A 22,044-nucleotide genomic window follows, 5' to 3' on the forward strand; every position below is an offset into this window, starting at 1 on the left:
GGAGATTACTGCAGAGGGCTGAGGGTAATTTCCACGCGACGGTTCTGCGCTTTACCTTCTGTGGTGCTGTTAGAGGCTACCGGGTTATCGGGGCCCATACCCGTGGTGCGGATGCGGTTAGCCGCAACGCCCTGGCTGATCAACGAGCTGCCCACGCTGTCTGCGCGCTGCTGCGACAGCGTCATGTTCAGCTGACGCGTGCCGGTGCTGTCGGTGTAGCCCGCCACGTTAACGGCTGTTTTAGGGTACTCTTTCAGCACCATCGCCACGCCAGTCAGCGTATTGGCACCGGCCGGTTTCAGCGTACTGCTGCTGCTGTCGAAGGTCACATTGTTCGGCATGTTCAGCACGATATTGTTGCCTTCGCGCGTCACGCTAACGCCGGTTCCCTTCATTTTTTCGCGCAGCTTGGCTTCCTGCACATCCATATAATAACCGGCACCGCCGCCCAGCGCTGCACCGGCAGCTGCGCCAATCAGCGCGCCTTTGCCGCGATCTTTCTTCGAGGAAGAGAGCACGCCTACGCCCGCGCCCAGCGCGGCGCCCAGACCGGCACCGATGCCGGATTTGCCAGCTTCACGTTCGCCGGTATAAGGGTTGGTGGTACAGCCCGACAGGGCAATTGTGCCGCTCAAAACCAGAGCGAGGGTGATATAGCGCTTTTGCATTGGGGTTCCTTCTCATCCACAACGGCGGGTAAAATTACCCGTAAAACCCCGATTATGCCGATGAATTGTGGAAAAAAAACGGTGCTTTGCTCTTAAAGTGTAAAGAGACGCTACTTCAGATTGTCAGGATGGCAGAAACAGCCGGTAACGTGGTCGTTGATCAGCCCGCAGGCCTGCATAAACGAGTAACAGGTGGTTGTACCAACGAATTTAAAACCCCGCTGTTTTAAGGCCTTTGAAAGGGCATCGGATGCCGCGCTAAACGTTGGTGCCGTTCGGTAATCCTCATGCCGGTGGATTTGCGATTCATTATCGACAAAACTCCAGATCCAGCTGTTAAATATTTCGCCCTTCGCTTCCATGGCTAGCAGCGCGCGGGCATTGGCGATAATGGCTGAAATTTTTCCGCGATGACGAATGATCCCGCTATCCAGCATCAATCTCTCCACGTCGGCCTCCCCCATCAACGCCACGCTCTGCGGGTCAAAATGCTTAAAAGCAGCGCGATAATTTTCACGTTTCTTCAGGACGGTAAGCCAGGAAAGCCCCGCCATTTGCCCCTCCAGACAGAGCATTGCAAACAGTTCTCTTCTGTCAGTTACCGGAATGCCCCACTCCCGATCGTGGTAAGCGAGATAGAGTGGATCCTGTGTGACCCAGCCGCATCGCTGCATAGTAAATCCCCTTTATCAGATTGAGTAAAAAATAGTCATCTCTGCCTTGACGTTATCGCTATCCAGGCAATAGTTAATTCACATTAAGACCTGAAAATAAATTCAATAATACCCGCTCGCCGCTTTTGGGCTCTTTTCCGGAGTCATTTTTATGTCTGAGAAACGCACTGGCACCCGTCGTCTGGTCGTTGGGGCGGCATGGATGGCCTGTTACCTCTGTAGTACCAGCTCCGCATTTAGCTGGGATCGGCTCTATGTGTTTGGCGACAGCCTGAGTGACAGCGGCAACAATGGCCGCTACACCTGGGACGGCAGTCAGCATCCGCTGTATGACGATATTCTGGCAGCCAAAATAAACCAGTCTTTACGTCCTTCTGACCAGGGCGGCACCAATTATGCCGCTGGCGATGCGGTGGCCGTGCCGCAGCTCAATCCTGCCGATAATACGGCTGACCAGGTCAGCGATTACCTGACCGCAAATGGCGGACGGGCAGACGCAAATGGCCTTTATGTTCACTGGGTTGGCGGGAATGACCTGGCTGCAGCGGCGCTCAATCCTCTTGCCGCGAACGCCATTGTCAGCAACAGCGCCTTTGCAGCAGCCAGCCAGGTACAGGCTTTGCTGGCGGCGGGCGCAGAGACCGTTATTGTCCCCACGGTACCCAATATTGGTTCCACGCCAGCCTTACTGGAGGCAGTGATCCAGGTGGGCCTGGCACCGGTAGCCAACGCCGCGCTCGCCGCAGCCTTCTCCTCCCTCAACAGCCAGACCACGCTCAGCCAGGCTGCCCGCAACCAGGCGATCAGAGAGGCATTGTCTGCCGCAGCCGGGCAGCTGACCACGGTCACCGCTTTGCAGGAGGCGATCGCCAGCCAGCTCTATGAAGCCTGGCAAACGCTGAGCACTCAGGCCAGCGCGCTGACAGACAGATATAACCAGCAGGAAGATACCCTGCTGGCGCAGCAGGGCGGCAATATTGTGCGCGTCGATATCAATGGCCTGTTTAACGAAGTGCTTAGCGATCCGGCCCGTTACGGATTGAGCAATACCGCAGGGATGGCCTGTCCGCCGGGCGTTTCGGCAGCCGTCTGCTCCTCCACCACCACGCCGGGCTTTTCAAGCCAGCAGGCCTTTCTGTTTGCTGACCGTTTGCACCCCAGCCCGGCAACCCATTTACTGATTGCGGATTATATCCAGTCGGTGCTGGATGCCCCGGCGCAGGTCGTCGCGCTGAATCAGGCAACGCTGGCGATGTCACGTGATGCCCGCGCAACGCTGGACAGCCACCTGCAGCAGCAGCGTCACGCGGATAATCCGCAGGGTTCACTCAGCGTATATGGCGGCTATGCCGGGCAACACGATGAATATAGCGGCAATCTGGCTGCCGGAGAGGGCGACGCCACCACGCACAATCTGACGCTGGGCGTGGACTACCAGCTAACCGATAGCTGGCTGGTGGGGGCGCTGCTCTCTGGCTCCAGTGATAATCAGCAGCCGACGCCGCATTATGAATATAAGATGCGCGGCTGGCTGGTGGCCGCCTACAGCGAAATGTCATTCTTCGATAACGGCTGGGTGAATACCGATGCGCATTACGCTTCTGCCAGCTACGACAGCATTAAACGTAGCGTGACGCTTGGCCCGGCCACCCGTACTGAAAGTGGCGAAACCGACGGCACGCAGCTGGGCGCACGTATCACCACCGGCTGGGACTTCCCCATTAATGCCGCGCTCACCACTGGCCCGATGGCGCAATATGCGCTGGATTACAGCTCGGTTGAAGGCTATCAGGAGCAGGGTAACAGCAGCACCGCTATGCGCTTTGACGATCAGAATTACCATTCTCAAATCGGCGCGCTGGGCTGGCGGGTGGACTCGCAGCTGGGCTGGATCAATCCCTGGGCAGAGGTCAGCTATAACCATCAGTTTGGCGATAACGTCTGGCGGGCGGGGGGCGGCCTGAAGTCGACCCAGACCTCTTTCAGCCGCGACTCGGCAGATCAGGATACCAACTGGGTGGATGTCACCGTGGGGGCGCACGTTCCGCTTGGCGACAGCGTGGCGGCCTTTGCCTCGGTTTCGCAAACTGGCGGATTAAGCTCTGGCGAGCAGTTTATGTATAACCTCGGCGTCAGCGCGCGTTTCTGATGGTAAATGACAGGCAGCGCCAGCCGCTTTCCGGGCGGTGGCGCTGAGATCTGTAGAAGGTTTTCCGGCAACTGATGGAAGCCGCGCTTTTTATCACGCCCTCTCCCTGAACCGCGTTGAAAAAAGGTTTTACCAATCAGGCAGTAGGGGGAACAGTACGGGCAAAGCTTTCCCGCTCAAACATCTTTTCAGCCAGTTTGATTAACGCCGGACGCTCCACGCACCAACCCGGCACAATACGGCGGAAGTTCAGGAAACCAATCAGACAGGCGGTGGCGATATCCGCCAGATTCAGCGTGTCGCTGTTCAGCACGGTGCCCTTCGCGGCCTCTTTTTCCAGCGCATCCAGCCCGCGCTGAATTTTTTCGCGCTGGCGCAGAAGCTGCGCTTCCATCTGCAACTCAGGCGGGCGCATCTGTTCACGCACCAGGATCACCGCTGCATCGCCAATGCCATCCGCCAGCGCTTCCAGCTGCAGGACTTTCAGCGCCGTCATTTTGTCAGCCGGAAGCAGCGCAGGGGCAATATCGAGCTGTTCCAGGTAAGCGGCAATAATATGCGACTCATACCAGGTTTCTTCCGGGCCGGTGACCAGCGCCGGGATTTTACCCAGCGGATTATAGCCGGGAACGTGACTCTCCTCACCCCAGGGATTCTCGTTAATGAACTCAAAAGTAATGCCTTTTTCCAGCATGATCACCGAAATTTTACGAACAAATGGGCTGGTATAGGTACCAATCAATTTCATGCTGCGTTCCCCTGTTTTGACCGATCGTTACCGGTCTTATCTGCAAAATGGTAGCACCGGACGCGACCGTCCGGTGAAAGAGCGCGTTATTCTCCCGGAAAGAGGAAGGGGTTCAGGCTGCTACGGGCAAACCCTTCCTGTTCCATGCGGGCGTCGAGGATCAGGGATGCCAGATCGTCCGCTACCGGCTCCACCGCCGGATCCTTTTCCTGATAGAGCAGCTTGAGATAGGTGCCGCAGTCGCCACAGCTTTCCGCTTTGATCGGCGCCACCTCGCTCTCCAGCGACCAGTAGTGCAGATCGCGCGTCTGTTCGCAGTTACTGCATTTTGAGCGCACCACGTACCATTCGCTTTCGCAAAGGTTGCAGTGCAGGTAGCGCAGACCCTCCTGGCTACCCATATGTACCACGCCGGCAACCGGAACGCTGGCGCAAACGGGACAGAACTGCCGCTGTTCGCCATATTCGGCCCGCGCTTTACCCGGGATCAGCGCGGCCATCTGCGCCCAGTAAATCGACAGCGCGGCCCAGATAAAGGGGGATTTATCACTGCTGATTTGTGCAAAATCGTTGGCAAACAGCGCGCTGGCCAGCGTTTCCAGCTCGGCAGCCGAGGCTTTCTCCAGGTTTTCCAGCGAGGCTAATGCCTGGCCCGTCATCTCCGGTTTCATCTCCGCAATCAGCGAGTTCAGCAGACGCTGCCAGTGCGGATCCCGGGGCAGCGTATGGATATCGAGCGGCGGCTTGCCCGTGGCAGCCGTTTCCACCAGCCTGGCATAGAGATCCATCTGCAGAGGATGGTCGTAGAGCACAATTTCCTGCGCGCTGGCGACAACGGCGGCAAAGCGCAGATAGTCACCCAGCGGATTTTTCTCCGCCAGCTGCCGCAGCCGCGCGGCGCGGCGGCTGTATAAATTTTTCAGCCTGGGGAAAAGTAACGGCGGGATCTGCTCCGCCGTCTTTTTGTCGCTTTTTTCCAGCTGGTCCTGCGGGATTATGCGAATACTCATCAGGGACGTTTTTCCTGTGGTTTTGGGTGCCGCGCGCGTACGGCACGATACCAGCGCGGATGATGTTTTTTCGCCCAGGCGGGGGTAACCCAGCCTTCAACCATCGCGGTAATCGTCCCTTTTATCCACAGTGCGGCATAGATATGCACCATGATCACGATAATTAAAGCCACCGCCGAAACGGAGTGCACCACCAGAGCGAAGCGAATAACAGGGATAGCAAAGGCGCCGGCAAAGTAAGGCCGCCAGATCGCCACGCCGCTTGCCAGTAACAGCACTAAGCTAAGGATAGCAGCCCAAAATACGCACTTCTGACCAAAATTATAGCGCCCGGTATCCCCGACTTCCCTGTTTTGCACAATTTTATAAATATTTTTCGCCCAGAGCAGGTCTTCACGTTCAATCAGGTTATGTCGCCAGTAGCGGAAAAACATCAGTAAAAAGGCCACAAACATCACGACGCCGATGAAGGGATGAAGGATGCGCGCCAGCTGCGGCGTCCCCAGCACGTGCAGCAACCAGTTAAACGAGGGAAAGAAAAACCCCAGCCCGCTCAGGGCCGCAAAAACAAAGCAGAGCGCCATAATCCAGTGGTTAATCCGCTCTGATGCGCTGTATCGCTGAATGTGATGCTTATTCATTTCCGATCCTCCTTGTCATGGGTTTCGTCCTCATCTTCATCCTCTTCCACACGGTTCGGCCCGACGCCGACATAGTGAAAAACGCTGGCAGCAAAGGTGGCGGCAAAGCCAATCGCCGCCAGTGGTTTCCAGATCCCTTTCCAGAAGGTGACCGCCGGGCTGATGCCCGGATCCTCTGGCAAGCCGTGATAGAGCGCCGGTTTATCAGCGTGATGAAGCACATACATCACGTGCGTGCCGCCCACGCCCTGCGGATCGTAAAGCCCTGCATGGTCATAGCCCCGGCTCTTTAACTCACTAACGCGCTCCGCTGCCAGCTGCTTCATCTCCTCTTTGCTGCCGAAGTGGAGCGCGCCGGTTGGGCAGGTTTTTACACAGGCTGGCTCCTGGCCGACCGCGACCCGATCGACGCAAAGCGTGCATTTATAGGCGCGGTTGTCCTCTTTATTCAGCCGCGGGACGTTGAACGGGCAGCCCGCGATACAGTAGCCACAGCCGATGCAATGCGCCGACTGAAAGTCTACGATGCCGTTAGCGTACTGAATAATCGCCCCTTCTGCGGGACAGGCTTTCAGGCAGCCGGGATCGGCACAGTGCATACAGCCGTCCTTGCGGATCAGCCACTCCAGCCTGCCGTACTCCTCTGTCTCCGCGAAGCGCATCACCGTCCAGGAGTGGGCGCTTAAATCGACAGGGTTATCGTATACCCCGACGTTGTGGCCGACTTCATCACGGATATCATTCCACTCCGAGCAGGCCACCTGACAGCCTTTGCAGCCGGTACAGGTGGTGACATCGATCAACTTTGCGACCTGCTGCTGATGATCCCGCGCCTGCGGCGGCGGCGTTAACGCGTTCGTTGCTGAACGGCGGAGAATATTCTGGCTTTGTAGCGACATAGCGTATTCCTTTACACATCTCTCGATGTTAACAAGAAAAGCTTTGTATTCAGGCGTTTGTGAGTTGGCATCTCCCACAGACGGGGTAAGCGTGTTGGCCAGGAAGCCTTTACGGGCGCTCCCTTCAAATCCCCAATGGCAGGGGATGCCAACGGTATCGATCTGCTGACCATCAATGGTTAATCGCTGCAGCCGTTTGGTCACCACGGCCTTAGCTTTAATGTAACCACGCTGTGAGCTGACTTTTACCCAGTCGCCAGCCTTGATGCCTTTGGCGCTGGCCAGCTCGGTGCCAATCTCAACAAACTGCTCGGGCTGGGCAATGGCATTCAGCCGGGCATGTTTGCTCCAGTGGCGGAACAGTTCAGTGATGGAGTAGGTGGTGGCGACACAGGGGAATTTATCCGCCTTGCCCAGTGCCGCCGCGTCGCGTTTGAACAGGCGGGCTACCGGGCTGTAGACCACCGCCGGGTGGAGGGGATTGGTGCCGGTAGGGCTTTCCAGCGGCTCGTAGTGCTCCGGGAAAGGGCCGTCGCCGAGTTTATCCAGCGCAAACAGGTGCCCCATGCCGTCCGGCATCATAATGAACGGGCCAGTCTGCTTTTCTGGCGCCGCGGTCACCGGATAATCCGGCACGTCCAGCCCCTCCCAGCGCTGACCGTTCCATTCGATAAGTTTGCGCTGCGGATCCCACGCTTTACCCTGCGGATCGGCTGAAGCACGGTTATAGAGAATTCGCCGGTTCAGCGGCCAGGCCCAGGCCCAGTCGTTCACCGCCCCCAGCCCGGACGGATCGGCATTGTCGCGCCTTGCCATCTGATTACCCGCAGGCGTCCAGCTACCGGCGTAAATCCAGCAGGCGCTGGCGGTGGTGCCGTCATCACGGAGATCGGCAAAAGAGGTGAGCTGCTGGCCTTTTTTCAGCACCAGTCCGCCATCCGCATCTACCACGTCGGCCAGCGCCTTGCCGTTATTCTCTTTCGCTACTTCTTCAGGCGAAGGTGACGCCGGGTCGCTGTAATCCCAGCTCATCGCTAACAGCGGTTCAGCCGCCACGCCGCCTTCCTCGCGGTAGAGCTGGCGCAGACGCAGGTAAATATTGCCGAGGATTTTACCGTCATGCATCGCTTCGCCCGGCGGACTGGCTGCGGCCCAGTGCCACTGCAGACAGCGGGCGGAATTGGAGATGGAGCCCTCTTCTTCCGCAAAACAGGAGGAGGGCAGACGGAAGACTTCTGTCTGAATCTCACTGGCCTTAACGTCGTTAAACTCGCCATGATTCTGCCAGAAGGTAGACGTTTCCGTGCTGAGCGGATCGATCACCACCAGATATTTCAGGTTGGAGAGAGCGCGGAAAGCTTTGTTCTTGTCCGGGAAGGCGGCCAGCGCGTTAAAGCCCTGAACGATGCAGCCATTCATTTTGCCCTCCACCATCATCTCGGCCAGGGTCATGCAGTCGTAGCTTTTGTCCCACTTGGGCAGCCAGTCAAAGGCCCAGCTGTTCTCTTTCTGCGCCCTGTCGCCGTAGAAGCTTTTCATCAGGCTGACAAAGAACTTTGAGGTGTTTTGCCAGTAGTTAACCTGGCCCGGCAGCAGCATGGCCGGCGTGGCCTGTTGCAGGTAGGTTTCCAGCGTGGTCTGTTTTTCTGAAGGCAGCGTCAGGTAACCGGGCAGGCTCTGGGAAAGTAGCCCCAGATCGGTAAAACCCTGTACGTTGGAGTGGCCGCGCAAAGCGTTAATGCCCCCGCCCATCATCCCGATATTCCCTAACAGCAGCTGGATCATCGCGGCCGCCCGAATGATCTGGGAGCCATTGGAGTGATGCGTCCAGCCGAGCGCATAAAGCACGCTGGCGGTGCGATCCGGCACGCAGGTTGTGGCGAGCTGCTGACAGATGGCCAGGAAATCTGCCTGCGGCGTGCCGCAAATCCGGCTGACCAGCTGAGGCGTGTAACAGCTGGCGTGCGCTTTCAGCAGATTCCACACGCAGCGCGGGTGAGTCAGCGAGTCGTCACGCTTCGCCTGGCCTGCTGCATCCAGCTCGTAGTGCCAGCTGGTTTTATCATACTGACGTGCGGCCTCATCATAGCCACTGAATAACCCCTCTCGGAAGCTATAACCTTCACTGACTATCAGCGCGGCATTGGTATAGGCCTTCACATACTCATGCTGAACCTTGTCATGTTCCAGCAGGTAATTCACCACGCCCATCAGGAAGGCGGCATCGCTACCGGCGCGCAGAGGAGCATAGATATCGGCCACGGCGGCGGAGCGGTTGAAGCGCGGGTCAACAACAATCACCGTAGCATTGTTGCGGGTTTTCGCTTCGACCACCCACTTGAATCCTACCGGATGCGCTTCTGCCGGGTTACCGCCCATAATGAGGATAACGTTGGCGTTTTTGATATCGGTCCAGTTATTGGTCATCGCCCCACGGCCAAAGCTGGGTGCCAGCGCGGCGACGGTAGAGCCATGACAGAGCCGCGCCTGGTTTTCCAGCGCCAGCATGCCCAGGGAACGGGCAAATTTCTGGTCGAGCAGGCCGGTCTCGTTGCTGGCGGCGGAAGAGCACAGCATGCCCGTGGTCAGCCAGCGGTTTACTCTGGTGCCCGCCGCATTTTTTTCCTGGAAATTCGCATCGCGATCGTTTTTCATCAGGCGGGCGATGCGGGCAAAGGCTTCATCCCAACTGATGCGCTGCCAGCGATCGGAGCCCGGTGCACGGTATTCAGGGTATTTCAGCCGTTGTTCACTGTGAATAAAATCGAGTACGCCAGCGCCTTTAGGGCACAAAGAGCCTCTGCTCACCGGATGGTCCGGATCCCCTTCAATATGGTAAATGGATGAGAGGGCGTTTTTGGCACCGTCGCCGAGGCTGTAAATCAGCATGCCGCAGCCCACAGAGCAGTAGGTACAGTTATTACGGGTCTCTTTACTGCGCAGTAATTTGTACTCGCGTACCGATGCCAATGCTGTTGCAGGCGTAAAGCCCAGCAAGGTCAGCGAAGTCCCGGCCATCCCTCCGGCACAGATTTTAAAAAAGCTCCGTCTGTTCATTTTCATTTTTTATTTTGCTCACGCTACGTTCCTTGAATGCGCAAAATAGCAGGCTGAAAAGGGCATTATTTGACGGAAATCAAGAAGTCAGCGGTTTGTTATTATTCAATTAACAAGTTAACTACTAATGATTATCATTCCTGGGGCTAAGCCTTCCTTAACGGCAGAGAGTGAAAATCAGTTCCCTCTTTTCGCCCGAACTGCTCCTTCCTGAAACCGTGGTAACTGCACGGCGTGTGCTGTCTGGCCCCTGCAGCAATGGCTAAACCATTGCGGTTGGCGGGTGACAGGTTCAGAATCTTCGTACGCTTATCTGAAAGTTAATGATTAAAGCATGACCACTTGGTGGGCGGCGGCGTGAGAACAGATGAAATTCAGGTGAATAAAAACGGTGAGAACATGAGTGAGATCGCAGGGTTAAGCCAGGTACAGGTGCGGCAGCGCCGTTCGCTGGAGACGCCAGAGGATGACTGGCTGGCCGAAGAGGTTCCGGTGGCGCTGGTCTATAACGGCATCTCCCATGTGGTGATGATGGCTACGCCAAAAGATCTGGAAGCGTTCGCGCTGGGCTTCTCGCTCTCTGAAGGGATTATCAGCTCGCCTGCCGACATCTATGGCATCGATATTCACCCTTCCTGCGGCGGTATAGAGGTTCAGGTTGAGCTTTCCAGCCGCCGTTTTATGGGGCTGAAAGAGCAGCGCCGGGCGATGGCGGGACGCACCGGCTGCGGCGTCTGCGGCGTGGAGCAGCTGGAAGAGATTGGCAAACCCCTCCAGCCGCTGCCGTTTACCCAGACTTTTGAGATTGCGCGGCTGGATGAAGCGCTGTCTCAGCTGAAAAGCTATCAGCCTGTTGGACAGTTAACCGGTTGTACTCACGCCGCGGCCTGGATTTTGCCGGACGGCAATCTGGCCGGAGGCTGTGAAGATGTCGGGCGGCATGTGGCGCTGGACAAGCTGCTGGGGCTACGCAGCCAGCAGAGGGCGTGGCAGCAGGGTGCAGTGCTGGTCTCCAGCCGTGCCAGCTATGAGATGGTGCAGAAATCCGCAATGTGCGGCGTCGAAATCCTCTTTGCCGTCTCAGCCGCCACGAAACTGGCCGTGGAGGTAGCCGAGCGCAGTAATCTGACGCTGGTAGGCTTCAGCAAACCGGGTAGAGCCACGGTCTATACGCATCCGCAGAGACTGGTGTAAGTCGGCGTCTATACCAAAACTACCTCTGGCAGCACCTTCTCCAGGGTAGCAAAAGCGGGCAGGTTAGCCGCGGCGCTGTCGGTAATCAGGGCGGATACCTGCCCGATATCGGCATAGTTCATCCGGCTGGTCAGTCCTAACTTGCTGCGATCGGCCAGCAAAATCAGCTGCGCGGACTGCTGTACCATGGCGCGGGCAATGGCGGCTTCGTGAGGATAAAAACTACTGGCGCCGTTTTTACCGTCAATGCCTACCGGCGACATCATCGCCACGTCAGCGCGGTAGCGGTAGATCTCCCCCACCGTCAGTTCGCCCCGCGTCTCGTGCGCCCCGGCAAGCATATTGCCGCCCAGCAGAATGATACTGTTATGCAGCACTTCATGCTCCTCAGCCGCAGAGAGCTTAAGCGCCGCATTCAGGCTGTTGGTAATGATGGTCAGCCCTGACATGGTTTTCAGCTCCTCTGCCAGCATCGTGGTGGTGCTGCCTGCATCCAGGAACAGCGTTTGTCCCGGCTTCAGACGCTGCGCGGCGGCCCGCGCAATGGCGCGCTTCTCTCTCGCTCTGACTTCGCTACGCACCGTCAGGGGAGGTTCCGGCGCCGCATCCAGCGCCATCAGCCCGCCATGCACGCGGCGGGCTAACCCCATCGCTTCCAGCTCAATAATATCCCTTCTGGCGGTCTCTCTGGAGATACCCAGTTCTCTGACGATGCGTTCAGTGCTGAGGTGATTCAGGGTACTCAACAGGGCGCGAATGCGATGTAAACGGGTTTCCTGCAACATAGGGTTTCCTTTTCCGGACCAGAAGCGCGTAGCGTAACTGACATCTCCGGCTTCTGCTTGTGTATTTTATTGTATTTGTGTATTTGGTTGCATTTTGACAGAACTTTGCCATGATAAAGCTATCCGGGCGCCGGTCCGCCCGCTCATCTCACTTCGTAACGGGAGTTCTCATGGCTACACGTTCGACAATTATGGACACCAACAGTTTTCGCGCCGAGCATGCCAACGGCCTGGCAGCTGACGTACGTAAACTGACTGATAAACGCAGCAAGGTGCTGGGTGAATCTTACCGTCTGTTTTACCGTAAGCCGGTGCATCTGGTGCGGGGTGAGGGACAGTATCTCTGGGATGCCGCCGGGGATAAATATCTTGATGTCTATAATAACGTAGCCAGCATTGGTCACTGCCATCCGGCGGTGATTGATGCGGTGTATCAGCAGATGCAGCAGCTGAATACGCATACCCGTTACCTGCATGAGCGCATTCTGGACTATTCAGAAGCGCTGCTGGCGACGATGCCGGCGGAGATCGATCGTGCGATGTATATGTGCACCGGCTCAGAAGCCAATGACCTGGCTATCCGCGTGGCGCGCGCCCACAGTGGCGGCACCGGGATTATCGTCACTCAGGAAGCCTATCACGGCACCAGCGATCTGACCTCTGGCGTATCGCCTGCGCTGGGAACGGGTCAGCCACTGGCAGCAACGACCCGCCTGGTTTCGCCTCCCGACCATTACCGCGTCAACGCGCCAGATTTAGGCGCGTGGTTTGCCAGCGAAATCCAGAAGCAGATTGATGACATGGCCGCCCACGGCATTAAATTTGCGGGTTTCCTCGCCGATTCCATCTTCTCTTCTGACGGCGTGCTGCCGGGGCCAAAAGGCTTCCTGAAGCAGGCGGTCGATGTGGTGCATAAAAATGGCGGGATCTTTATTGCTGATGAGGTGCAGCCTGGTTTTGCCCGCACCGGCGAGGCGTTCTGGGGCTTTGCCCGTCACGGCGTGGTGCCGGATATCGTCACTACCGGCAAACCGATGGGGAACGGCATTCCTGTTTCGGCGCTGCTGGCGAAAAGCGATGTGCTGGCCTCGTTTAGCGACGATATTCCCTATTTCAATACATTTGGCGGCAACCCGGTGGCGATGGCGGCGGCTCAGGCCGTACTCAGGGTCATTAAAGAAGAGGGGCTGCAGGAGCACAGCCGTGTGGTGGGCGAGAAGCTGTTGGGCGAACTGCTGACGCTAAAGGCAAAATATGAGTGCGTCGGAGATGTTCGTGGTGCCGGGTTGTTCATTGGTTTTGAGCTGGTAACGGATAAAGCCAGCAAAACGCCTGATAAGCAGCTGGCGCTGGACGTCACCGAAAAGCTGCGTGAAAACCACGTGCTCACTTCCGTCGCGGGGCCTTATGGCAACGTGCTGAAACTGCGCCCGCCGCTGGCATTCCAGGAGAGCGATATTGACTGGCTGGTCGGGGCGCTGGATAAATCGTTGGCAGCATTAGGGAAATAATCGCTTAGATCGATTTGGCATCACTCTGCAGCCTAACGGCATAAAGCTGTCGTTGCGCCCGCTAAGGGCTAAACCCTTATTAACGTCGGGGCATTGATAACCCTTTTACGGATCGTTTATTTAACTATAATGATCCGACTGCTTACGCGGTGCTAACAGAAACGGCGCCGCCCACCATTAAATGGAGATGATGAACATGAGTTATTCACTGCCATCCTTACCGTATGCCTACGACGCACTGGAACCGCATTTCGACAAGCAGACGATGGAAATCCATCACACTAAACACCACCAGACTTACGTCAACAACGCCAACGCGGCGCTGGAAGGCACTGAGTTTGCCGACCTGCCTGTTGATGAGCTACTCGCTAAACTGGATCAGGTGCCGGCTGACAAGAAAACCGTACTGCGTAACAACGCGGGCGGCCACTCTAACCACAGCTTCTTCTGGAAAGGCCTGAAAACCGGCACCACCCTGAGCGGCGAGCTGAAAGCAGCTATCGAAAAAGATTTCGGCAGCGTTGATGCTTTCAAAGCGGAGTTTGAAAAAGCGGCTGCAACCCGTTTCGGTTCAGGCTGGGCGTGGCTGGTTAAAAAAGGCGACAAGCTGGCTGTGGTTTCCACCGCCAACCAGGACAGCCCGCTGATGGGCGAAGCGATCTCTGGCGCATCCGGTACCCCAATCGTGGGTCTGGACGTGTGGGAACACGCTTACTACCTGAAATATCAAAACAAACGCCCTGACTACATCAAGGCGTTCTGGGAAGTGGTTAACTGGGATGAAGCCGCAGCGCGCTTCTCAGCTAATTAATTTGCCACCACGTTAAATCGTGACGATAAACCGACGAAGTCCGCTTCGTCGGTTTTTTATTGCCCGCTGCGCGACGCCACCTGCTCTTCCCTCTGAAAATTGCTTCAGTAAAAAGATAATCATCTTTGCCTTTAATCCTCCTTCGGCGATGTGATTGCCAGCCAACTCTCTTGTTTCGACAGAAGAGAAAAAATCGATGAACTTTTGTTGGCATTGAGATACTCAGTTCAGACTATGAACTTTCAGGAGAACTTTATGTTTCCGACACTCCCTTTAACCTCATCACAAGTGAAGAGAAACGATCCTCACACAGTTAAGCTCTGGGAGGCGATGCCGGGGCAGCATCATGGCGAAACGGTTCAGGTTTCACCAGGGGTGATGCACGAGTTACACCTTGCTCAGGATGTAATCAATGCCGTCAAAGATAATCTCTCGCAAGGAACCGGTAACCAGAAAACAGATTATCTGCTGACCCAGGGAGGGAGTTATCAGCATGCTGTCGCCGCCCGCCATCTACGTGATGTGGATTTCCGGGGAGATAATCAGGCAATTGTTAAATCGGCGCTGGCGGCCCAGGGAGGCACCTGCGGTGAGCATTCCGCGCTTGCCATGGCTTATTTATCGAATATGGATCTCACGCGTCCGATTTTTACCTATGCGGTTGAAAACCATCCCGATCATCAGTTGAATATCATTGGCGATCTGCGTGAACCCCATCAGGCTGTAGTGGTGGATTCATGGCCGGTTTTTGCCCGTGCTCATCTTGCAAATAATGCGGCACTTCGGGCAAATATCAACCGACCGCTGGATGTTCATCTGCCGGGTTCCGAGCCCAAAATACCTTTAGAAGAACTCGGCGAGACAGAGCCTGTCTGTGAGGCGCGTATTACCCATATCAACCATCAGAAGCAGACACCTGATTATCATCAGGTATTGGAAAATCCACGCCGTGTCAGGCTTGAAGAGTGCACACACGGCATCAGTAACCTTGGTGTGCGATATCAGAACCGAGAAAGCCCGATAGATGTACTGGAAAATATTGCCGATCGTGCAGTTTACGAGCGACAGGCGATAGCGATGCAGCAGGCACGTCACTATTTCCCTGACAGAGGCAATAACTGATGCCTGTTTCCTGTGCCGTTGACCGACTGCTGCGACCGCTTTTACGCCACCTGAACGTTAACGCGCCGGCGCTGGCAGAAAATCAGGGGGTAAACATCGATTTTGAGCATATAAGCATTCAGTTCACTCCTCTGAATAAAGATGAGCTTTTGATGGTCGCCAGTCTGGGCTGCCTGCCATTGGAACATCATAAAGATCTGGCGTGGCTGTTGCTCAGGCAGAATAATTTTTACCAGCCGACCCCGGCAATCAATCTGACCGTTGAGGGGCATGACAAAACGGTGCTGCTCTGGAGCCGTGAACGTTTTGCTAACCTTGATAGCAGTGCACTTATCACGCTTTTTGATCGTTTAGTTGACAGAGCAAACGAAACAGTCCGACTGATTTCTGCGCACAGAACACGCTTTTAAAGAGTATCCGCTGCTATCAGAAGAGGGACTCCGCCGGATACTCCTTCCCTGAGAAGGTGTATCTTGTGTCGCTGCGCTTGAGAACCTCTCAATACAGTATGAATAAGCCGCCATTAATGGCGGCTTATTCATACCTGACCACTATTTATCCTGACTTTCCCGTTGGTTCTCCTCCCTTTGCCGCTTCGCTGTCCGACAAGGCCAATAGATCTGTTAAGCGAAAGGAGAGTTGCAGCATAAAATGCTGCCTGCCGAATTTATCCCCCCGGCTTATACCAGAGACGTCACTCTCACTGGTTTTAACCGCTTATATGGCTGGATGTCTGGATGGCTAATACCGTTTCGTGTTAGCTTATGCGCTTTCGTTCGTTGCCAGCGATGCCAATCCAATAAAAAATGCGGCAACATGTTTTATCATCTGCCAGAGAATTTCGCCCATGACTGCGTTAAACCGCCTCGAAATGCGTCAAATCTCCATCGCTTTTGGCGGTTTCACAGCCCTGAACGGCGTGGACTTCAGCCTTGAAGGCCACTCGGTGCATGCGCTGACCGGGGCTAACGGCGCAGGAAAATCGACGCTGATGGCGGTGCTGTCGGGAGCTTACGACCACTACAGCGGTGAAATTTTGCTGGATGGCCAGCCCGTGATTATCCGCTCTCCGCGCGAGGCGAAACAGCTGGGCATTCATCTTGTGCAGCAGGAAGTGGACGTGGCACTGGTGCCGACGCTGAGCGTGGCGGAAAACATCATGCTGGACAGGCTGGCAGAAGGGGGACAGATCTATCGCTGGGGAGAGATCCGCAAACAGGCCAGAGCGCTGCTGGCACAGCTGGACGTTTCGCTGGATGTTCGCCGACCTGTCGAGCGCTGCACGCTGGCGGAAAAACAGCAGATTTTGCTGGCAAGGGCGCTCTCTCATCACTGCCGCTTCCTGATCCTTGATGAACCCACCGCGCCGCTGGATCAGCATGAGAGCGAGCGCCTGTTTGCGGTGGTCCGCCGTCTGCAAAGCAGCGGCATCGGCGTGGTATTTATCTCCCACCGTATCCATGAGCTGCGCGCTATCTGCGACCAGCTCACCGTACTGCGTGACGGTCAGCTGATTGAAACCTGCCCAATGGCGCAGCTGGATGGCGAGCAGATTGTCGAGAAGATGCTCGGTCATCAGCTGGATGATATCTATCCTCCGCGCCGTCCGCCCTTCAGCGGGCAGACGCTGCTCAGCGTGGAAGGCCTGCACGACGATGCGCTGCTGCACAACATCTCCCTGACGCTGCGTAAAGGCGAAATTTTGGGGATTGCCGGACTGGCAGGGGCAGGCAAAACGGAACTCTGTAAGGCTCTGTTTGGCGCTACCCGCAGCCGGGTTGAGCGGGGAGAGCTGCACGGTAAACCCTGGAAGCCCTCTTCGCCCCATGCTGCGGTAGAGAGCCGTATGGCGCTGATCCCGGAAGAGCGCCGCAAAGAGGGCATTTTCATTGATGAGTCGGTGGCCATGAACCTGAGCGTGACGGCGGACAACAGCTTCTCCCGCTGGAGCCTGTTCGGGCACCGGCGGGCCTGGCAATGGGCGGAAGAGGTCATCAGGCGGCTGGGCGTGCGTACTACGGGTCCACAGCAGACGCTGCGGCGTCTGTCGGGCGGTAATCAGCAGAAAGTGGCCATTGGCAAATGGCTGCGCAATGACGCCGACGTATTGATTTTTGATGAGCCGACCAAAGGGGTCGACATCAAAGCCAAAACGGATCTGTTTGAGCTGATCGACGGGCTGGCCCGCCAGGGAAAAGGGGTAATTTACGCCTCCGGCGAATTCGCTGAACTGGTCGGCCTGTGCGATCGCATCTGCGTGCTCTGGGACGGGCGTATCGTGGCAGAAATGGACGCCAGCGACGTTGATGAAGAGACACTTTTACTTTACTCCACCGGAGGTACGCCTGCGTGAGCAGCAAAGAACTTTCCCTGAAGGCGACGCCCTCTGTGCGCCACCAGCTGTTTGAATTTCTCTATAAATGGGGGATGTTACTGACCGTTATCGCCCTGATCGCGGCATTTGGCCTGGCGTCCGACAGCTTCCTTGAGCCGACGAACATCATCAACATCCTGCGATCTATCGCTATCGTTACGGTGATCGCCATCGGCGTGTCGATTTCCCTGACTATCGGCGGCTTCGACCTCTCTGTGGGATCTACCGCGTCGCTGGCGAACTCGCTGGTGATCTCGCTGTTTGTCTGGTACGGCTACGGCTCAACGCAGGCGATAGTTATCACCCTGTTGCTTTGTACGCTGGTGGGGCTGTTTAACGCATTTCTTATCGTGATCCTGCGTATTCCCGACATGTTAGCTACTCTGGCTAGCCTGTTTGTGGTTCAGGGCGTGGCGATGACCTACAGCTTCGGTGGCTCCATTACGGAAAACATGGTGTTGCCCAGCGGCGATATGGCGGAAGGTACTATTCCGGCCAACTTCTCGCTGCTGGGGCAGGTTCCCACCATCGTTATTATCATGCTGGTGGTGACCGTGCTGGCGCAGTTGGGGCTGTCGCTGACCAAGCATGGCCGCCGGATGTATGCCATTGGCGGCAACCCTGAAGCGGCGCGCCTGTCGGGCATCCGTACTAACCGCTATCGCGTGCTGGCCTATGTTATCGCCTCTCTGCTGGCCGGACTGGGCGGAATTCTGCTCGCTTCCCGCATTGGTTCTTCGCAGGTGAACGCGGGTGGCGGCTATCTGATGGATGCCGTAGCCGCCGCCTGGATCGGCTTCTCGCTGGCCGGCTCCGGCAAGCCGAACGCGCTGGGAACGCTGGTGGGGGCCATTATTCTCGGCGTGCTGCAGAACGGCCTGGTGATGCTCTCCGTGCCCTATTACGCCATGGATATTATCAAAGGCTTAGTGCTGGCTGTTGCACTGGCGATTACTTACATACAGCGCCGATAGGCGCTCTACACCGACCGACAGGGTAGTGATAACAATGAAAAAACTGACCACCTCGTTACTGGCATTAAGCCTGCTCACCGCCGTACCAGCCTTCGCAGAGACCGCTGCCGTTCCGGCCGCCATTGCTGACCACGACGGCCCGGTCCGCGTGGCGGTGATCCGTAACCTCGGTTCCGATGACAATACCACCCAGTTTGTGGCGGGTGCGATTCAGGAAGGGCGTAAGCTCGGCTTTAAGGTCAGCACCTTTTTGAGCAACGGCGACGACGCCCGTTTTCAGGATTTCGTCAACCAGGCGATCAGCCAGAAATATGACGGCATCATTCTGTCGCACGGGAAAGATCCCTACTCAACGGCGCTGGTGAAGCGTATTGCAGACGCAGGTATCAAGGTTTCCGTGTTCGACACGCCGGTAAATCAGCCGGTAGAAGGGGTGACCGTCACTGCACAGGATGACGCCTCTCTGGCGCAGCTCTCGCTGGATCAGCTGATCAAAGATACCAACGGCAAGGCGAATATCGTCAAGCTGTGGGTGGCGGGCTTCCCGGCAATGGAGCGCCGTCAGGTGGTGTATGAGAAGGTGTTGAAGGCGAATCCGGGCATCCATCAGCTTGAGTCAATCGGCGCGGTCTCTTCAGATGTTCAGGGCGACACGGCGAACAAGATTGGTGCTATCCTTGCCAAATACCCGAAAGGCAAAATTGACGCCATCTGGGGCGCATGGGATGCCTTTGCTCAGGGCGCCTATAAAGCGCTGCAGGAGAATGGCCGTACCGAAATTAAACTCTACAGCATCGATGTTTCTAACCAGGATCTCCAGCTGATGCATCAGGCTGACAGCCCCTGGAAGCAGACGGTAGCGGTAGACAGCAAACTGATTGGCGCCACCAATATGCGTCTGATCGCCAATAAGATTGGCGGTGAAGCGACCCCGGCAACTTATCAGTTTAAGGCGGCGGCGATTTCTCAGGCCCAGCTTGCTGAACAGTCGGGCGCGGTTAACGTTGCCAGCCTGAACAAAATCATTCCGGGGTGGGGAGAGTCTGCCGACTTCGTGGCGCCGTGGTTCGCCACGCTGCAGGCAAAATACGCGAAAAAATAACCCGCTTTAATAATAAAAAATGCCCGCTGATGCGGGCATTTTTTATGGCAGGAGCTGCTGATCAGAACGCGGTTTTCGCGAAGCCTGTCATCTCCTGCAGGCCCATCTCACGGCCCAGCGCCGTCATCGGGTGAACCACCACAATGCCACGGACGCTTTTCTTCAGCGCGCCCAGGTTGGCCTGCTCTTTTTTGGTGATCGCCCGGCTGAACGGCAACGCTTTCAGCTTCTGCGCCTCTGTGCTGAGCTTCTGCTCGCGCACGCCGCGCAGGCGTTCCAGCTCTGCAGTAATTTTGTCTTTCTCTTTCAGCAGTTCGCCGAGCTTTTCCGCGTCGCCAGACTCCAGCAGCGCTGGCTCTTTACGCGTCAGCGCCTCCAGCTTATCGCTAAGGGTTCTGATTTCTTCCTGAACTGGTTCTTTCATTTTCATTGACCGTAATGTGATTCATTGCCGCAAGGATACACGAAAGCAGTAGCAAGAGGGAAAGGGGACGCGTTACTTTTTGAACGCCTGCTTGAGACTGATGCGGGAAATCAGCTCCGTCAGAGAGAGCACCAGCGTGGATCGAACCATCTGCTGATAACGCTGCTGCAGCATGGCGCGCAGTTCAGGATCGTCGCTGGAAAGATCTGGCCGGGGGGGCAAAGCCGTCACGCAATGCAGTTCGCCGAATGGGCCAAGCAGCTCATCGTCGGTAAAACGGTAGTCGGTGCCGTCATCATTCAGCGCTTCGCGCAGCGCCATCAGTAATTCCGCATCTTCATATTCGCTGCGGCTTATCACCCCTAAACCGTAAATCAGCTTCAGCCTGACGGAAAGTTCGCCCAGCGGACCGTCGCCAAGCAGCAGCGGCTCCACCGCATACTTTACCGCGTAGTCATCTTTGCGAAAAACCTGCATAACCAGCAGGTTTACCGCTTCCGCCAACAGCTCAACCGCCGCGATCAGAAAACTTCTGACCGTTCGTCCGGCGTTCAGGCGTTCAAGCACCCGATTCTCAAAAGCCTGTGGTTTTTCCATGAGAGCCTGCATATCGTTCATCACCAGGCGGGACGCCGCCTTAAAGGGCACAGAGTGTGCCCTGTCCGTTCATCCGTTGAAACCGGCACTAGGCCATAGCATCAAATGCTGTCACCACATCAGAGACGACGTCGCTCTCTTCTCCCAGGCCAGAAACCTGCGCCAGCGTAGCCTTAACGCCCTGACTTTCCAGCAGCGCTACCAGCTCCTGCGCCTGCGGATCCTGGCTGCTGCGATAGTGCATCGCTGCGGCAATCCCGGTCACCAGGTTAGCGTGCGGCAGACCATATTCCAGCGTGCCCAGAGTGGGTTTAATCAGGCGATCGCCTGCGCTCAGCTTGCGCAGCGGTTGACGGCCCACACGCTCAACATCATCTTTCAGATAAGGATTTTCAAAACGGCCAAGGATTTTCTGGATATAGGCCGCATGCTTGTCCGCATCAAAAGCGTAACGCTTGATCAGCACTGCGCCGCTCTCCTCCATCGCTCCCTGCACCACCGTACGGACTTTCTCATCCAGAATGGCGTCACGAATGGTCTGGTGTCCGGCCAGCTGGCCCAGATAGGCGGTGATGGCGTGACCGGTATTCAGGGTGAACAGCTTACGCTCCACAAACGCCATCAGATTATCGGTCAGCTCCATGCCAGGAATAGCAGGCAGGTCGCCTTTGAACTGGGTTTTATCGACGATCCACTCGCTGAAGGTTTCTACGGTCACTTCCAGCGGGTCGGTGGTGCCCGCTTCTGACGGCGGCACGATGCGGTCTACGGCGGAGTCCACAAAGCCAACGTTGGCTTCTGCCCAGGCGTGGTACTGCTCTGGCAGCGCCTTCATCACGTGGCCTTTCAGCTGCGTGGTGCCGCGCACCATGTTCTCGCAGGCAATGATGTTCAACGGGCGGCTGTTACCGCTGTCGCTGCGTTTTACCAGTCCTTTAGCGATGCCACCAGCAATGCGCTCCAGGATCTGCGGTCCCACCGCGGTGGTCACGATATCAACCTCAGCAATCAGTGGAATGATGTCGTCACTGGCACTGTTTACCGCATTCACGCCTTTAACGATCTCAACCTGCGCCTGCTCGCCAACCACATGCACCGGGTATTCGTGACGGGCATTCAGCGCATCCAGAACCACCTGGTTAACGTCGGCAAACGTCAGCTGAATACCAGCGTCAGCCAGTAATTTACCAATAAAACCGCGGCCAATATTTCCGGCACCAAAATGTAATGCTTTCATAATTTTTCCCGTATCAACGATCAAGGGCCGGACAAACCCGACCCGAAAAAAGAGCCGGGCATGCCCG

The 22,044-nt window shown here is 56.4% G+C and carries 19 protein-coding genes and 1 pseudogene; 9 read left to right on the forward strand and 11 right to left on the reverse strand.

Annotated elements, in window-relative coordinates; genetic code table 11:
• Positions 1-5: 5 nt before the first annotated feature.
• Together Q3V30_RS00110 and Q3V30_RS00115 are read right to left on the reverse strand one after the other, a co-directional pair.
• Complete coding sequence (locus tag Q3V30_RS00110; RefSeq protein WP_306209314.1) at positions 6-668, reverse strand: OmpA family lipoprotein; 663 nt, start codon at positions 666-668, stop codon at positions 6-8.
• 110 nt (positions 669-778) lie between these two features.
• On the reverse strand, positions 779-1,342 hold the full coding sequence (locus Q3V30_RS00115; RefSeq protein ID WP_306209315.1) for a DNA-3-methyladenine glycosylase I: 564 nt from the start codon (positions 1,340-1,342) through the stop codon (positions 779-781).
• 202 nt (positions 1,343-1,544) lie between these two features.
• Here Q3V30_RS00115 and Q3V30_RS00120 point away from each other — a divergent pair, with 202 nt between their 5' ends.
• A complete protein-coding gene (locus Q3V30_RS00120) occupies positions 1,545-3,491 on the forward strand; it encodes an autotransporter outer membrane beta-barrel domain-containing protein (protein WP_306213274.1) in 1,947 nt (648 codons plus the stop codon).
• A 136-nt stretch (positions 3,492-3,627) separates the two neighbouring features.
• On the opposite strand, the gene Q3V30_RS00125 is transcribed toward Q3V30_RS00120, so the two are convergent.
• From Q3V30_RS00125 to fdnG, 5 genes and pseudogenes are all read right to left on the reverse strand, one after another.
• Positions 3,628-4,239 carry a glutathione S-transferase gene (locus Q3V30_RS00125; protein ID WP_306209316.1) on the reverse strand — a complete coding sequence of 204 codons (612 nt, stop codon included), beginning with the start codon at positions 4,237-4,239 and terminating at the stop codon, positions 3,628-3,630.
• 86 nt (positions 4,240-4,325) lie between these two features.
• A complete protein-coding gene (gene fdhE / locus Q3V30_RS00130; RefSeq protein ID WP_306209317.1) occupies positions 4,326-5,249 on the reverse strand; it encodes a formate dehydrogenase accessory protein FdhE in 924 nt (307 codons plus the stop codon).
• Entirely contained in the window at positions 5,249-5,890 is a 642-nt protein-coding gene (gene fdoI, locus Q3V30_RS00135; RefSeq protein ID WP_306209318.1) for a formate dehydrogenase cytochrome b556 subunit, read from the reverse strand. Before fdoI ends, fdhE begins: the two co-directional genes overlap by 1 nt.
• Positions 5,887-6,789, reverse strand: coding sequence for a formate dehydrogenase subunit beta (gene fdxH / locus Q3V30_RS00140; RefSeq protein WP_306213275.1), 903 nt, complete (start codon positions 6,787-6,789; stop codon positions 5,887-5,889). The genes fdoI and fdxH overlap by 4 nt, the downstream gene beginning before the upstream one ends.
• Positions 6,790-6,807: 18 nt before the next feature.
• Positions 6,808-9,852: pseudogene (gene fdnG / locus Q3V30_RS00145) on the reverse strand (formate dehydrogenase-N subunit alpha); the annotation flags it as partial.
• 393 nt (positions 9,853-10,245) lie between these two features.
• Between fdnG and fdhD the strand changes: the two are divergent.
• Positions 10,246-11,040, forward strand: a complete 795-nt coding sequence (gene fdhD / locus Q3V30_RS00150; protein WP_306209319.1) for a formate dehydrogenase accessory sulfurtransferase FdhD — start codon at positions 10,246-10,248, stop codon at positions 11,038-11,040.
• Positions 11,041-11,048: 8 nt separating this feature from the next.
• Here fdhD and Q3V30_RS00155 read toward each other — a convergent pair whose 3' ends face one another.
• Entirely contained in the window at positions 11,049-11,825 is a 777-nt protein-coding gene (locus Q3V30_RS00155) for a DeoR/GlpR family DNA-binding transcription regulator (RefSeq protein ID WP_306209320.1), read from the reverse strand.
• 170 nt (positions 11,826-11,995) lie between these two features.
• On the opposite strand from Q3V30_RS00155, the gene Q3V30_RS00160 reads away from it, so the two are divergent.
• From Q3V30_RS00160 to Q3V30_RS00190, 7 genes are all read left to right on the forward strand, one after another.
• Entirely contained in the window at positions 11,996-13,336 is a 1,341-nt protein-coding gene (locus tag Q3V30_RS00160; RefSeq protein WP_306209321.1) for an aspartate aminotransferase family protein, read from the forward strand.
• Between the two features lie 196 nt (positions 13,337-13,532).
• The gene (gene sodA, locus Q3V30_RS00165) at positions 13,533-14,147 is read left to right on the forward strand and encodes a superoxide dismutase [Mn] (RefSeq protein ID WP_306209322.1); all 615 of its coding nucleotides are present in this window, start codon (positions 13,533-13,535) and stop codon (positions 14,145-14,147) included.
• A 150-nt stretch (positions 14,148-14,297) separates the two neighbouring features.
• Positions 14,298-15,269, forward strand: a complete 972-nt coding sequence (locus Q3V30_RS00170) for a hypothetical protein (RefSeq protein WP_306209323.1) — start codon at positions 14,298-14,300, stop codon at positions 15,267-15,269.
• On the forward strand, positions 15,269-15,679 hold the full coding sequence (locus Q3V30_RS00175; RefSeq protein WP_306209325.1) for a CesT family type III secretion system chaperone: 411 nt from the start codon (positions 15,269-15,271) through the stop codon (positions 15,677-15,679). The genes Q3V30_RS00170 and Q3V30_RS00175 overlap by 1 nt, the downstream gene beginning before the upstream one ends.
• A gap of 437 nt (positions 15,680-16,116) precedes the next feature.
• Entirely contained in the window at positions 16,117-17,622 is a 1,506-nt protein-coding gene (locus tag Q3V30_RS00180; RefSeq protein WP_306209327.1) for a sugar ABC transporter ATP-binding protein, read from the forward strand.
• Positions 17,619-18,617: an ABC transporter permease gene (locus Q3V30_RS00185; RefSeq protein ID WP_306209329.1), complete on the forward strand. Its 999-nt coding sequence runs from the start codon at positions 17,619-17,621 to the stop codon at positions 18,615-18,617. The genes Q3V30_RS00180 and Q3V30_RS00185 overlap by 4 nt, the downstream gene beginning before the upstream one ends.
• A gap of 34 nt (positions 18,618-18,651) precedes the next feature.
• Positions 18,652-19,719 carry a sugar ABC transporter substrate-binding protein gene (locus tag Q3V30_RS00190; protein ID WP_306209331.1) on the forward strand — a complete coding sequence of 356 codons (1,068 nt, stop codon included), beginning with the start codon at positions 18,652-18,654 and terminating at the stop codon, positions 19,717-19,719.
• Between the two features lie 61 nt (positions 19,720-19,780).
• Here the strand turns inward: Q3V30_RS00190 and Q3V30_RS00195 are convergent, their stop codons facing one another.
• The 3 genes from Q3V30_RS00195 to mtlD form a co-directional block, all read right to left on the reverse strand.
• Positions 19,781-20,143 (reverse strand): YibL family ribosome-associated protein, encoded by a 363-nt coding sequence (locus tag Q3V30_RS00195; protein ID WP_306209333.1) that lies wholly within the window; start codon positions 20,141-20,143, stop codon positions 19,781-19,783.
• A gap of 72 nt (positions 20,144-20,215) precedes the next feature.
• Positions 20,216-20,761 carry a mannitol operon repressor MtlR gene (gene mtlR / locus Q3V30_RS00200; protein ID WP_306213276.1) on the reverse strand — a complete coding sequence of 182 codons (546 nt, stop codon included), beginning with the start codon at positions 20,759-20,761 and terminating at the stop codon, positions 20,216-20,218.
• A 67-nt stretch (positions 20,762-20,828) separates the two neighbouring features.
• A complete protein-coding gene (gene mtlD / locus Q3V30_RS00205) occupies positions 20,829-21,977 on the reverse strand; it encodes a mannitol-1-phosphate 5-dehydrogenase (RefSeq protein WP_306209335.1) in 1,149 nt (382 codons plus the stop codon).
• Positions 21,978-22,044 lie beyond the last annotated feature (67 nt).

Origin of the sequence: Erwinia pyri, from assembly GCF_030758455.1 — a bacterium.
Lineage (GTDB): Bacteria > Pseudomonadota > Gammaproteobacteria > Enterobacterales > Enterobacteriaceae > Erwinia > Erwinia pyri.